We start from the raw sequence: 13,269 nt of genomic DNA on the forward strand, positions 1-13,269 counted from the left end.
TTGGTCCTTTTTGCGAAGTTGCGGTATCATAAAGAGAGTGTTTATCACTGTGGGAGGGATTCGATGTTAACGTTAAAGAATGACTACCTGACGGTTAAAATTAACCCGTTGGGAGCCGAAGTCAGCAGTGTCCGCGACAATGAGAGCGGCCTCGAATACATGTGGCAGGCCGATGCCGCGTACTGGGGACGGCATGCCCCGATTCTCTTTCCAATCGTTGGTCGGTTGAATCAGGACCAATACACTTTCCAAGATCACAGCTATCACATGACCCAGCACGGCTTTGCCCGCGACCGGCCATTCACGGTCCAAGACCAAACGGCGACCCGCGTTGTGCTCCAACAGACGAGTGACGATCAGACCCGTGAAGCGTATCCCTTCGATTTCACGCTGACCCTGACGTTTGAACTGAAAGCGCACGAGTTACGGACTGATTTAGCCGTTACGAACCCAGCGGAAGATACGTTGTACTTCTCCATTGGTGCTCATCCGGGCTTCAACGTGCCCTTAGGTGGGGCGTTAGCCGACTTCACTGACTACCAAGTTACGGTTTCACCGAAGAAGACCTACCAGCGCATCCCCTTAGTGGGGTCTGCCAGTGACAGCCAGCATTCGGTTCCGCTGGATCTCACGCAACCGTTGACTCTGAATCACAACTTATTCAACCATGACGCGCAAATTCTAACGCTCGACAACCATGAAACCACGGTCATGTTGAGCACGACCGCTGACGACCACGGGGTAGCCCTGACCGTCGCCGCACCGTATCTGGGCATTTGGTCACCATATCCTAAGCAAGCCCCATTCGTTTGCCTAGAGCCGTGGTGGGGACTGGCCGATGATGTTCAGGCCTCGGGTCAGTTTACCGACAAGGTTGGTTTACAAAGCCTCGCCGGTGGTCAAACCTTTGAAGCACACTACCAGGTCACTTATTTTTAGACAAAATAAAAGCTCCCAACGACTTCAACTAGTCGTCGGAAGCTTTTTCGCTTCTTAATGTGCGCGTTTATGATAGCCATGGCCAAAGGGCACCATGGACTCGGTACCCGCCTTGATGCGGGTAATGTTGGCACGGTGACGGTAGAAAACAAACACCGTGAGCACTAGGGCAATCCCCGTTAAGTACCAGTCCTGAAAGGCCAGAGAGATCACCGTGATCAACGAGAAGGCAATCATGCTGGCCAGACTCACCATGCTGGTCCAATAGATCAGGCTGACCCACAGGCCGGCCGCAATGACGAACATGATGGGATTGTAAGCCAGGAGCATCCCCGCCGACGTGGCGACGGCCTTACCCCCCTTGAAGTGGTCAAAGACCGAGAAGGTGTGGCCCAAGATGGCCATTAGCCCGAATAAGAGGGGGGTGGCCGTCCCAAGAACCGTGGTCACGTGGCCCCAGGTTGGGAGTAAGGTGGCAACGGTTCCCTTAGCAATGTCTAACACCATGACGATGGTCCCGGCATAAGGACCCAAGACCCGATAGGTATTGGTGGTCCCGATGTTTCCTGAACCCGACTGTCGAATATCGGTGTGGAAAAATGTCTTGCCCACCCAAACCCCATTGGGAATGGCCCCCAAGAGATAGGCTAAGATTAATAAACCAATTAATTTCACAGGTAATTCCTCCGCTCTTCCTCGCAACACGATCCCAATCCGATCGAGATCGTGTTTATAAGCTGTTCACTATTTTAGCATGTTTTACCTATTACGCCAATTATCTCGGGAAACTAACCACGCTTTGTCATCTCGGCTAGCCATGCTTTGTTTTCCTGTGGTATGATAATGTGGTTACTGAAACCCCCAGCCGCGCGAACTCTTTCGTTCTATTGAACATATGTTCGCATTGCGGTAAACTAGGGGCATACCAACGAAAAGAAACTAGTAAAAGTAAAGGGGATTTACGCATGGCGAAAGCAAAAGCAAAATATGACGATTCCTCCATCCAGGTGTTGGAGGGATTGGAAGCTGTTCGTAAACGTCCTGGGATGTATATCGGGTCAACTGATGGCCGCGGTTTGCATCACTTGGTCTACGAAATTGTTGATAACGCCGTCGACGAGGCCTTGGCCGGTTACGGTAAGGAAATCAACGTTACTATCCACCAGGACAATAGCATCACCGTTGTCGATCATGGGCGGGGTATGCCAGTCGGCATGCACGCTTCGGGGATTCCAACACCAGAAGTTATTCTGACGGTCCTCCATGCCGGTGGTAAGTTTGGTCAAGGGGGTTACAAGACCTCAGGTGGGCTGCATGGGGTTGGGGCATCCGTTGTGAATGCCTTATCCAGTGCGCTCACCGTCACCATCGTTCGTGATGGCGTCCGTTACGAAGAAAAATTCGCTAACGGTGGCCAGCCACAAGGAACCTTGGTGAAGAAGGGGAATACGCGGGCCCACAATGGGACCACGTTGACCTTTAAACCAGACACTAAAATTTTTACAACGACTGTTTATAACTTTAATACGCTCTCAGAACGATTACGGGAATCGGCATTTCTGCTCAAGGGCGTTAAGATTACCCTGACTGACGAACGGGCCGGCCAGGAACGCGCCGAAGAATACCATTACGAAGAGGGAATCAAGGAATTCGTCAGCTACTTAAACGAAGACAAAGATACCCTTGGGGACATCATGTATTTCGATGGCAAGAAAGACGGGATTGAAGTCGAGGTTGCTGCCCAGTACAACGACGGGTATACCGAAAACCTCCTCTCCTTCGTCAACAACGTCCGAACCAAGGATGGTGGGAGTCATGAAGTGGGTATGCGTAGTGGCTGGACCAAGGCCTTTAACGAATACGCCCGTAAGGTAGGCCTGCTCAAGGATCGCGATAAGAACCTTGAAGGAACCGACGTCCGTGAAGGACTTTCCGCGGTCATCTCCCTACGGATCCCAGAAAACCTCTTGCAATTCGAAGGCCAAACCAAGGAAAAATTGGGGACGCCAGAGGCGCGAACCGTTGTTGACAACGTGATCAGCGAACAACTTGGGTACTACCTGATGGAAAACGGGGACTTCGGTCAGATGTTGATCCGCAAGTCCACCCAGGCCCGTCAGGCCAGAGAAGCGGCCAGAAAGGCGCGTGACGAGAGCCGGAGTGGTAAACGCCACAAGAAGCACGAACGCCTCTTATCTGGTAAACTGACGCCTGCGCAATCCAAGAACGCCTCCAAGAACGAACTGTTCTTGGTCGAAGGGGATTCCGCCGGTGGATCGGCTAAACAGGGCCGTAATCGAAAATTCCAGGCCATCCTGCCACTTCGAGGCAAGGTCTTGAACACCGAGAAGGCCAAGTTGCCCGATATCATGAAGAATGAAGAAATCAGCACCATGATTTATACGATTGGGGCCGGGGTCGGCGCTGAATTTAACATTGAAGATGCCAACTACGACAAGGTTATTATCATGACCGATGCCGATGACGATGGGGCGCATATCCAGATTCTCTTGCTAACCTTCTTCTATAAATACATGCGACCGATGATCGATGCTGGGCGGATCTACATTGCCTTGCCACCGTTGTATCGCATCAAAACGACCGGTAAGAAACCCCAGATCGAATATGCTTGGACCAACGACGAATTGGCAGCCAAGACTAAGAAGATTGCCAATCACGGCTATAACCTCCAACGTTTCAAAGGGTTAGGGGAAATGGACGCCGGCCAACTTTGGGAAACCACCATGGATCCCGAAAATCGGACGCTGATTCGGGTTCAGATCGACGATGCCGCTCTGGCCGAACGCCGGGTAACCACCCTAATGGGTGACAAGGTTGAACCCCGCCGGAAGTGGATCGAAAACAACGTTCAATTCACGCTAGAGGAAGACAACACGAGTCTGTTGGAATCCTCCGATCCCGAAAAGTAAATCAATTACCGGTGAAAGGAGACATCATTTCGTGAGTGAAGGACAGAATATTCAAGAAATAACGTTAGAAGAAGTGATGGGTGACCGTTTCGGCCGTTACTCAAAATCCATTATTCAGGAGCGGGCCTTGCCGGATATTCGCGATGGCTTAAAACCCGTTCAACGGCGAATTCTTTTTGCCATGAACAAGGATGGAAACACCTACGATAAGGGCTTCCGTAAGTCCGCCAAGTCCGTTGGGAACGTCATGGGTAATTTTCACCCCCATGGTGACAGCTCAATCTACGAGGCGTTAACCCGGATGAGTCAGGACTGGAAGGTCCGTGAACCCTTAATTGAAATGCACGGAAACAACGGGTCGATGGATGGAGACCCAGCCGCAGCCATGCGGTATACCGAGGCCCGGCTGAGTAAGCTAGCGGGAGAAATGCTTCGCGACATCGACAAGGACACCGTAGAAATGGTGCTCAACTTCGATGATACCGAGTACGAACCAACCGTTTTGCCGGCCCGGATTCCGAACCTGTTGGTTAACGGGGCTACTGGGATCTCCGCTGGTTATGCCACGGAAATTCCGCCCCACAACTTGGGTGAAGTCGTTGATGCCTTAATCTACCTACTCAGCCACCCCAAGGCCACGCTGCCTGAACTGATGAATTTCGTTCAGGGACCTGACTTCCCAACGGGTGGGATCATCCAGGGAAAGGACGGCATCGTTAAGGCCTACGAGACCGGTCGCGGCCGCATTGTTGTGCGTTCCAAGACAGCCATCGAGCCCCTACATGGGAACAAGAGCCAGATCACGGTTACCGAAATTCCTTACGAGGTTAACAAGGCCCAATTGGTCAAAAAGATTGATGAAATCCGCTTGAACAAAAAGGTCGAAGGCCTCGCCGAAGTTCGTGACGAAACCGACCGTGATGGATTACGCATCGCGATTGAATTGAAGCGTGACGCCGATGCCCAAGGGGTTCTGAACTATTTGTTCAAGAACACCGAACTGCAAATTACCTATAACTTCAACATGGTTGCCATTAATCATATGCGACCAGAACATGTTGGCTTAAAGACCATTCTGAGTGCTTACCTGGAACACCAACGCGACGTGATTACGCGACGGACCAAGTATGAACTCCAAAAGGCTTTGGACCGGCAACACATCGTGGTCGGTTTAATTAAGGCCTTATCCATTCTGGACCAAGTCATCGCGACCATTCGGGCCAGCAAAGACCGCCGCGATGCCCGGAACAACCTGATGACGAGCTACGACTTCTCCGAGAAGCAAGCCGATGCCATCGTGGCCCTGCAACTCTACCGGTTAACCAACACCGACGTGACCCAGCTTGAAGCTGAGTCCGAACGGTTGTCGGCCGCCATCGAACGGGATCACCAGATCCTAGCGGAAAAGAAGACGTTAAACGCCGTCCTCCGCAAGGAACTGAAGGAAGTTGCCAAGACCTACCGTAATCCACGACGGACCGAGATTCAGGATGAAATTGAGGATCTCAAGATCAAGACGACTGTCACCGTAGCCGACGAGGACGTGATTGTTCTGGTCAGTCATGACGGTTATCTTAAGCGTTCCGGCGTACGGTCTTACACGGCCTCCGATCCTGAGGACAACGGGTTGAAGGACGAAGATTATCCAATCTTCCTGGAAAAATTGAGCACCTTGAACCATCTGATGATGTTCACCAGCAAGGGAAATCTTATCTACCGGCCCGTTCACGAGATCTCGGACGTCAAGTGGAAGGAAACTGGGGAACATATCTCCCAAACGATCGGCTTAGCTGCCGACGAGGAGATTGTCGCCACATTTGCCTTTAAGACGCTCAAAGAACCCGGTCGTTTCCTCATCGCTACCAGCGATGGCTACATCAAACAAACGGCCTTTAGCGACCTCACACCAGGTCGGACCTACAAGCGTCGCGCCATGGTCTTTGAAAAGCTCAAACATCCCGAGGCCAGTGTCGTTCAGGTTAAATACCTCACGGATACCGATGACCAGACTGGGATCTTACTCCTGTCACAAAATGGATATGCCTTGAGATACCCAATTGACGAGGTGTCTATCAACGGTGCTCGCACCACCGGGGTTCGTTCCATGGATCTGCGTGACGAGGACCAAGTGGTTAACCTGGCCTTGGTTACCGATAAGGACACCATTGCCATGGTTACCCAACGTGGGGCCTTCAAACGCCTGGCGATGAAGGAACTTTCTGTCACGAGTCGCGCTCGTCGTGGGGTCTTAGTGCTTCACGAATTGAAGCGTGATCCGCATCGCGTCGTGGACTTCATGAAGATTCCAGCCGGTAATCCACCGTTGGAGATTCTCACCAGTCGGGAACGGACACATGACGTGATGCCGACCGATCATCCATTGAGTGGCCGCTACTCCAATGGGTCATTCGTGGTCGACACGGATGTCGAAGGGACGCCACTTTCCTTACGTCTTAAGCCAACAGAATTGGTTCTGGACTAGGCTTAGACGACGCCTCTGAGCGAAAATCGTTGCGCTTTCATGTCAAACAGCCTATTATATACTTTAATAGTAACCATTAGGCTGAAGTAGTGTTCGCCAGTCGTACGCCACGCAGTCAGAAGGAGTAAACGCGGATGAAGACGAAACAAGAGAGCATCTTTTCTTCTAAAACCCTGACGTATTTTCTACAACTTGCTGAAACCATGAACTACACGCAAGCTGCTCAAATTCTGGGCATTACCCAGCCAGCGTTAACCCAACAGATTAAGAAGTTGGAGCGCACGGTGGGGGCCCCGTTGTTCTATTCGGTAGGTAAGAAGCTTCGCCTATCGGACGCCGGTTACACCATGCTTGATGCGACGCATAAGATTTATGCGATTCTGAACCAAGCCACCGATGAGATCCAGCAGTCTACCAGTGCAACGCAAGGGGAGATCAATATTGGTCTTCTGGCCTCCATGGAAGATGCCGTTTTTGAAGACTTCGCTATCCTGTCCTATCAGAAGAATCCGGATGTCAAGATTTCATTTCACATGCTGACCCGTAAAGAAATTTGGGAACGTTTGGAGAATAATAAGATTGACCTGGCGATCATGTACCTGCCGGATGATTCCATCAAGAACTGGAAGCCTTACGAGTCTAAGAAGATTATCTCCGATGACTTGCTGTTTATTCATCACGATGAACGACTCGCTAAGAAACGGCGAATCAAGTTCAAAGACACCACTGATCAGGTTTGGGCCATGTATCCCGATGGCTACTACCTGAATCAAACCATTCACGAGGCGTACAAAAACCAGTTGGCCGACTTCCCCAAAGGGGTCGCCAACTTCACCACGCCAACGCAACTTCTGCATTTCTCCATGCAGACCCAAGCGTCCACGGCGTTGCCAAACTCGTTTATGGTCGGTCAAGAAGCACTGCCCCAGACTTGGACAGCACACTTCGACCCCAACATTCGGTTTGATTTGGCCTTCGTCTTCCGTAAAGGCAAGGCGGAGATTCCCCGAATCAGCCACTTCCTGGCGCAGTTCGATCAGTATTTAGAAGCTGAGGACTACATTTCACGCCTTAAACATTTGCGTAACAAGTAAACCTAAAAATCTATTTGTTAAAGGAGTTTTTTCAATGAGTAAAGCCTTAATTTTCGGTCACCAGAATCCTGATACGGATGCAATTGTTGCTGCAAAAGCCTTTGCCTACTACCAAACCCAACGCGGTTATGACGTTGAAGCGGTTGCCTTAGGTGAGCCTAACATGGAAACCAACTACGTCTTGAACCACTTTGACGAACCAGCACCACGGGTCGTTAAGACGGTTTCTAACGAAGTTGACCAGGTCATGTTAGTTGACCACAACGAGGCCCAACAAAGTGTTTCGGACATTGACAAGGTTCAAGTAACCTTCGTCGTTGACCATCACCGGATCGCTAACTTCCATACCGATGCTCCTCTGTACTACCGTGCAGAACCAGTTGGTTGTGTCAGCACGATCTTAACGGAAATGTTCGATGAAGCTAAGATTGAAATCCCAGCTAAGTTAGCTGGCTTGATGCTCTCAGCCATCATCTCTGACACCTTGTTATTACAATCCCCAACCACGACCGACAAGGACCGCGAAGCCGTTCGCGCCTTGGCAGAAATTGCTGATGTCGACGTTCAAAGCTATGGGATTGCCATGCTTAAGGCCGGCACTAACCTGGCCGCCAAGAGCGACAAAGAATTGATCGATGGGGACGCTAAGTCCTTTGACATGAATGGTCACAACGTTCGCATTGGCCAAATCAACACCGTTGACTTGGACGACGTGATTTCCCGTCAAGCTGGCTTGGAAAAAGCTATGCAGGACGAAATTGCTAGCGAAGGCTACGACTTATTCATCACCTTAGCAACCAACGTCTTGAACAGTGACTCCGAACTCATCGTTGCTGGTGAACCTAAGGATGTCGTTGAAAAGGCCTTTAACACGAAGTTGGCTAACAACCGTGCTAGTCTTCCTGGTGTTGTATCCCGGAAGAAGCAAGTTGTCCCACCATTGACGGAAGCCTTTAACGCTTAATATGTCTCGTTAATACTGAGATAAAACGCTCATTGAAGAAACTATTCTTCGATGAGCGTTTTTTTTCGGCAAGAAAAGCCGACCTTGCTATAATACTGACCGATGGTAGCCGTTAGGCACATTCCCTTAGAGAAGAAGGGATTCTGCATGACAAGAAGTGCGTGGTACCGTAAAGTTTTAACAACGTTAGTAACAGCAGGTCTTTTTGTCAGCCAAGTTGGTGGGCTTGTTGCTTCAGCGGCAACGACCACACCATTCGGGGCGCAGCGGTTCGCAAAAGACCATGCGACCTATGTGATTTCCACTAAGTCGGCTTATTATAAGTCGATTTGGCGATCTGCCATCGATGCCTGGAACGCAACCGGGGCATTCAAGTTTAAGACTAGTTCTGCCAGCAAGGCCCAGATTACCTTGGGGATCGCTTCTAAGAGTGAATCCAAGAAAATGGGAAACGATGTCGGGTTAACCGAATTTTGGGCCCGCGATAACTACTTTGTCTCCGTCAACTCACTACTGAACGCTCGTCTAATTAAGGAATACGATTACTCGCGGTCCGATGCCATTCACGTCGCTGAACATGAATTAGGCCACGCCATGGGATTAGCCCACAACCCATCTACTAAGAGCGTGATGTACTACCGTAACCGTGCCGTTGGCATTCAGAAGGTTGATATCAATGGCGTCAAGGCTCGTTATCAAACGCCTGCTGGTCAGACCAACTAGACGCTTAAACGATTCTCTAAAAACACCTTGCCATGATTAATGGTAAGGTGTTTTTGTGAGGTGTGTTCGACCTTTACAAGCTAATTAATTGCCTTTTACAGGAAAACCTTTAAACTGAAAGGGTAATCAATTGTACACAACTGATTGGAGGAATCCTAATGAATTCAAACGAATCAAAAGAAGATTTGCGGCAACGACTGACCACTGAGGAGTTTGCGGTGACTCAAAATGCAGCCACAGAACCCGCATTTACCGGAAAGTACGACCAATTTAATGAGGTCGGCATTTACGTCGACGTCGTCAGCGGACAACCATTGTTCAGTTCGACCGATAAATATGACGCCGGGTGTGGCTGGCCATCCTTCACGCAACCGATCGATGCCGCTAACGTCCAGGAACATACCGATCACTCATTTGGCATGGTTCGTCAGGAAGTCACCAGTACAGATGCCCATTCTCATCTGGGACATGTCTTTAACGACGGCCCACAGGATCGTGGGGGACTTCGCTACTGCATCAATTCCGCTGCCCTGAAGTTTATTCCAGCAGATCAGTTGGAAGCCAATGGTTATCATGGTTTTGAGAGCCTCTTTCCCAACAAATAAGGAGTGACGACAATGAGTGAGACACAGACAGCAATATTCGCCGGTGGCTGTTTCTGGTGCATGATTCGGCCATTCGACACCCAGCCCGGCATCAAGAGCGTGGTTTCAGGGTATACGGGTGGTCACACGGCCAATCCCACATACGCCGACGTTGCCAGCCATACGACCGGTCATACCGAAGCCGTTGAGATTACCTTTGACCCAGCCGTCATTAGTTATGCCGATCTTGTCGAGATCTACTGGCGGCAAACGGATCCGACCGATGCCAGTGGCCAATTCCAGGATCGCGGCGACAGCTACCGACCAGTCATCTTCGTCAATAGTCCGGAGCAACGGCAGGTAGCCGAGGCCTCTAAGGCTAAATTAGCCGCCAGTGGCCAGTTTGACGACCCAATCGTGACGACCATTGAGGACGTCCAACCGTTCTATCCGGCCGAGGAAGAACACCAGGACTTCTACCACAAGAACCCATTTCGCTACCAAATTGAGGAAATGGGCGGTCGTGAGGACTTTATTAAGCAGCATTGGACCCAAGAATAGACGAAATGAGTGGCCTTACAGGACTAGTAAGACCACTTTTTGCATGTTACAATTAATTTAAATTCATCGGAGGTGTCTTGATGGGATACGTGCTAGATCTAAGAAAAGTGACCGGGCCACGACCCTTGATTGTGGTTGGTGCAGCGGCATTTGTAACTAACAATCAGCAGCAACTACTATTAGTTAAGCGAACCGACAATCAACTTTGGGGATTGCCAGCTGGATCTAAGGAACTTAACGAGTCACTGGTGACCACCGCACAACGGGAATTACACGAGGAAACTGGATTAACCGGTCAGCAGCCAAGATTGCTGACGGTGATCAGTGGCGCTGGCATGCAATACACATATCCGAATCAGGACCAGATCGATTCGGTAACTGCCGTTTATGAATTGACGACAACGGGTCAGCCAAACGTCACGAGTTCAGAAATCGAAACGATTGGTTATTTTGCGTTAACCAAATTGCCAGATGACTTAACGCCAATTACGAAAAGAATTTTAAACGAGCTAGGGAAACTTTAAAACTAGTTGTAGAAATTTAAAACAACTGATAATGACTTAGAGAACGGAAAAATTGGAAGATCGAAGCATAAGGCCAATTTTAAAGACTTTAGGTCTACTTTCGATAATATATATTATGTAAAGTAGAGAAATTAATCGCGTTTCAGGGCTGGAATTACCGTTCCCTTTCTTGGCTTTATCTTGTCAGCTTAAATTGTCAGTCACATCTCATTAACAACAAGTTTGCAACAGCTGCTGTTGGTTGACGACAACTTATAGGTACCAGTTGAACTGTCCGTCCCACAAGAAAAACCAAATACGTTCTACTAGAACCGAGATCACCAGGACTCATCTTGTTAGCAAGTATTGATTTAACCTTTTCCACGCAATGTCTAAGCAAGCTGGCTCACCAGTTGCTAACACATCCATTTACCACAAAACACTACTTTTAGAGGCGTATTCTACGCGATTCTTATGATGAGGTCTCCATCTAATTCCTGAACGTGTGCTTAGAATCAACGTCCAAAATCAATAAACCGGTAATTAGTTTTGCTGGATATCCTGAGAGTCGCTATCCAATTGATTACCTCGTATTCTGGGGATCATTGCTGATATGTAGCCAATCATGGCCTGACCAATGGAACCTGGTATCGTCAACGACCAGGTTAAAGTGCCTTAGACTTGCTGAACTGGCTGGATCACGCGTCCCAACAACTATCAGGCAACTATATTCGAACTTGCGATTGGTTCTACCGACTAACCATATAAGATGATATGCACTCATTTTTAGCATCATTAAAGCATTAAAACCTTGTAGATCCGGGACTTGTGGTCATTTTCGTAAAGTGAGCAGGACCATACATTTGCTAAGATTAAGCTTAAGTATTGACCCCAAAAGACACGCCAAACACTGCTATCACAAGGATATCACGTGCTAGGACTGCTCATCTTAACCAAGGACCTCGCACGTAAAGTAGCTGACTACTTTCATTAAAACAAACATTTTAAAGAGAGTAGTCGCATTTAAAACGAGCGGGGGGGCTTGCTAATTATCGCGATTCTCGGTATCATAGTGGCTATACGAGAACATACGTTTGGAGGCCACTTCTATGGAAAAGCAACACTACTTAAAATTAATCAATGAAGAACTGGCCAATGCGCCCTGGTACGTTCAAGAATACTATCAGGCCAAGGCCACTGTGCCCCTTTCCCCGGCAACCTTGTATCAATATCTAACTGAATATCGCCGTTTCTTTAACTGGCTCATCAGTGAAGGCCTGACTTCGGCCACCCACCCCGCCGATATTGATATTCAAGTTTTAGCCACCTTAAAAAAAGAAACTGTCGAATTATATAAGTCTGCCCTGTTAAATCAGACGAAGCTCACAGGCGCTCCTGGCAGTCGAACTCATCCGACCATTAACCGCTCCCTAAATGCCCTCTCATCGCTATTTAAGTACCTTACAGAGGACACGGAAGACGATCATGGTGAGGCTTACTTTGATCGTAACGTCATGCATAAGATTGCGCTGGTCAGAACCAGTGAAACCTATGCCACTCGTGCGGCTAATCTGAAATCCAAGCTGATGCTAGGTAATACCGACCATGATTACCTGGAATTCATCGATCATAAATATGGAGAGCAGCTTTCCCCCGCTAAACAGCGGTATTTCCATCGTGATAAGGTCCGTGATCTCGCGATTAACGCCTTACTACTAGGCAGCGGCCTACGTGTCTCAGAAGCCGCTAACGCCGATCTCCGTCATCTGAATCTCAAGACGGGCACCATTGGTGTCGTCCGCAAGGGTGGTCAACGTGACACAGTCCCCATTGCCCCTTGGACCTTGCCCTATATTCAAAATTACCTAGAACACCGTACAGCTATTTATCACGCCACGAATAGCGATCGCGCCCTGTTTCTCAGCAGCTATCGCAGTAAAGCCTCTCGGATGCAGGCCAATTCTATCGAAAAGATGGTCGCCAAATACTCGGCCGCCTTTAAGGTCCGTATCACGCCCCACAAGCTTCGCCACACCTTAGCCTCAAAACTCTACCTGGCCACCAAGAATGAGCAGCTTGTGGCCACTCAGCTCGGTCAGAACTCCACGAGTGCGACGGGACTCTATACCCACATCATCGATGAGGAGCAACGGCAGGGACTGGAGAAAATGTAGACCTGCTCGGATTCCTTAATATTTCCAAATATAACTACGATTACAAAAAAATCCTCCTTATGGGGGATTTTTTGTTTTTATTAAAATCTAAACAGAAAATCTGCGATTTTAATCGCGGGATGAATGCCAGAATCTAGCATGTTTTTGAAACGTACGTTCCCCTTTAGGCTGCTAAGCATGGTATACTTAATCCAATCTACAAGGGAGGTATCCATTGGTTAAATTGGGGCGAACAATCAAGCTGAGACTCTATCCGGACGCTGATCAAGCAGAGCAATTTCTAGCGATGAGTCAGGAATATCAACGATTGGCTAA

The 13,269-nt window shown here is 49.1% G+C and carries 11 protein-coding genes; 10 read left to right on the forward strand and 1 reads right to left on the reverse strand.

The features are described 5' to 3' along the window. The first annotated feature begins 63 nt into the window (after window positions 1-63). Window positions 64-939, forward strand: coding sequence for an aldose 1-epimerase family protein (locus tag OCU14_RS09730; protein ID WP_261810871.1), 876 nt, complete (start codon window positions 64-66; stop codon window positions 937-939). Window positions 940-993: 54 nt separating this feature from the next. On the opposite strand, the gene plsY is transcribed toward OCU14_RS09730, so the two are convergent. Continuing rightward, the gene (gene plsY, locus OCU14_RS09735; RefSeq protein WP_261810872.1) at window positions 994-1,614 is read right to left on the reverse strand and encodes a glycerol-3-phosphate 1-O-acyltransferase PlsY; all 621 of its coding nucleotides are present in this window, start codon (window positions 1,612-1,614) and stop codon (window positions 994-996) included. Between the two features lie 290 nt (window positions 1,615-1,904). On the opposite strand from plsY, the gene parE reads away from it, so the two are divergent. The 9 genes from parE to xerS all read left to right on the forward strand — a co-directional run bounded on the left by parE (window position 1,905) and on the right by xerS (window position 12,954). Beyond that, on the forward strand, window positions 1,905-3,869 hold the full coding sequence (gene parE / locus OCU14_RS09740; RefSeq protein WP_261810873.1) for a DNA topoisomerase IV subunit B: 1,965 nt from the start codon (window positions 1,905-1,907) through the stop codon (window positions 3,867-3,869). A gap of 31 nt (window positions 3,870-3,900) precedes the next feature. Then, window positions 3,901-6,351 (forward strand): DNA topoisomerase IV subunit A, encoded by a 2,451-nt coding sequence (parC, locus tag OCU14_RS09745; protein WP_261810874.1) that lies wholly within the window; start codon window positions 3,901-3,903, stop codon window positions 6,349-6,351. A gap of 134 nt (window positions 6,352-6,485) precedes the next feature. Beyond that, on the forward strand, window positions 6,486-7,445 hold the full coding sequence (locus OCU14_RS09750) for a LysR family transcriptional regulator (protein WP_125572915.1): 960 nt from the start codon (window positions 6,486-6,488) through the stop codon (window positions 7,443-7,445). Between the two features lie 34 nt (window positions 7,446-7,479). Beyond that, complete coding sequence (locus OCU14_RS09755; protein ID WP_261810875.1) at window positions 7,480-8,409, forward strand: manganese-dependent inorganic pyrophosphatase; 930 nt, start codon at window positions 7,480-7,482, stop codon at window positions 8,407-8,409. 147 nt (window positions 8,410-8,556) lie between these two features. Beyond that, window positions 8,557-9,132, forward strand: a complete 576-nt coding sequence (locus tag OCU14_RS09760) for a matrixin family metalloprotease (protein WP_261810876.1) — start codon at window positions 8,557-8,559, stop codon at window positions 9,130-9,132. A gap of 158 nt (window positions 9,133-9,290) precedes the next feature. Further along, the gene (gene msrB, locus OCU14_RS09765) at window positions 9,291-9,737 is read left to right on the forward strand and encodes a peptide-methionine (R)-S-oxide reductase MsrB (RefSeq protein ID WP_261810877.1); all 447 of its coding nucleotides are present in this window, start codon (window positions 9,291-9,293) and stop codon (window positions 9,735-9,737) included. A gap of 12 nt (window positions 9,738-9,749) precedes the next feature. Further along, window positions 9,750-10,277 carry a peptide-methionine (S)-S-oxide reductase MsrA gene (msrA, locus tag OCU14_RS09770; RefSeq protein WP_261810878.1) on the forward strand — a complete coding sequence of 176 codons (528 nt, stop codon included), beginning with the start codon at window positions 9,750-9,752 and terminating at the stop codon, window positions 10,275-10,277. An 80-nt stretch (window positions 10,278-10,357) separates the two neighbouring features. Continuing rightward, window positions 10,358-10,801: an NUDIX hydrolase gene (locus OCU14_RS09775; RefSeq protein WP_261810879.1), complete on the forward strand. Its 444-nt coding sequence runs from the start codon at window positions 10,358-10,360 to the stop codon at window positions 10,799-10,801. A 1,088-nt stretch (window positions 10,802-11,889) separates the two neighbouring features. Continuing rightward, entirely contained in the window at window positions 11,890-12,954 is a 1,065-nt protein-coding gene (gene xerS / locus OCU14_RS09780) for a tyrosine recombinase XerS (RefSeq protein ID WP_261810880.1), read from the forward strand. The last annotated feature ends 315 nt before the right edge of the window (window positions 12,955-13,269 follow it).

The organism is Levilactobacillus humaensis, from assembly GCF_024345185.1.
Lineage (GTDB): Bacteria > Bacillota > Bacilli > Lactobacillales > Lactobacillaceae > Levilactobacillus > Levilactobacillus humaensis.

What these genes read in the sequence shown, in the direction of transcription:
- OCU14_RS09730 (WP_261810871.1), top strand. Translation starts at nt 64, where the DNA reads ATGTTAACGTTAAAGAATGACTACCTGACGGTTAAAATTAACCCGTTG.
- parE (WP_261810873.1), top strand. Translation starts at nt 1,905, where the DNA reads ATGGCGAAAGCAAAAGCAAAATATGACGATTCCTCCATCCAGGTGTTG.
- OCU14_RS09750 (WP_125572915.1), top strand. Translation starts at nt 6,486, where the DNA reads ATGAAGACGAAACAAGAGAGCATCTTTTCTTCTAAAACCCTGACGTAT.
- OCU14_RS09755 (WP_261810875.1), top strand. Translation starts at nt 7,480, where the DNA reads ATGAGTAAAGCCTTAATTTTCGGTCACCAGAATCCTGATACGGATGCA.
- OCU14_RS09760 (WP_261810876.1), top strand. Translation starts at nt 8,557, where the DNA reads ATGACAAGAAGTGCGTGGTACCGTAAAGTTTTAACAACGTTAGTAACA.
- msrB (WP_261810877.1), top strand. Translation starts at nt 9,291, where the DNA reads ATGAATTCAAACGAATCAAAAGAAGATTTGCGGCAACGACTGACCACT.
- msrA (WP_261810878.1), top strand. Translation starts at nt 9,750, where the DNA reads ATGAGTGAGACACAGACAGCAATATTCGCCGGTGGCTGTTTCTGGTGC.
- OCU14_RS09775 (WP_261810879.1), top strand. Translation starts at nt 10,358, where the DNA reads ATGGGATACGTGCTAGATCTAAGAAAAGTGACCGGGCCACGACCCTTG.
- xerS (WP_261810880.1), top strand. Translation starts at nt 11,890, where the DNA reads ATGGAAAAGCAACACTACTTAAAATTAATCAATGAAGAACTGGCCAAT.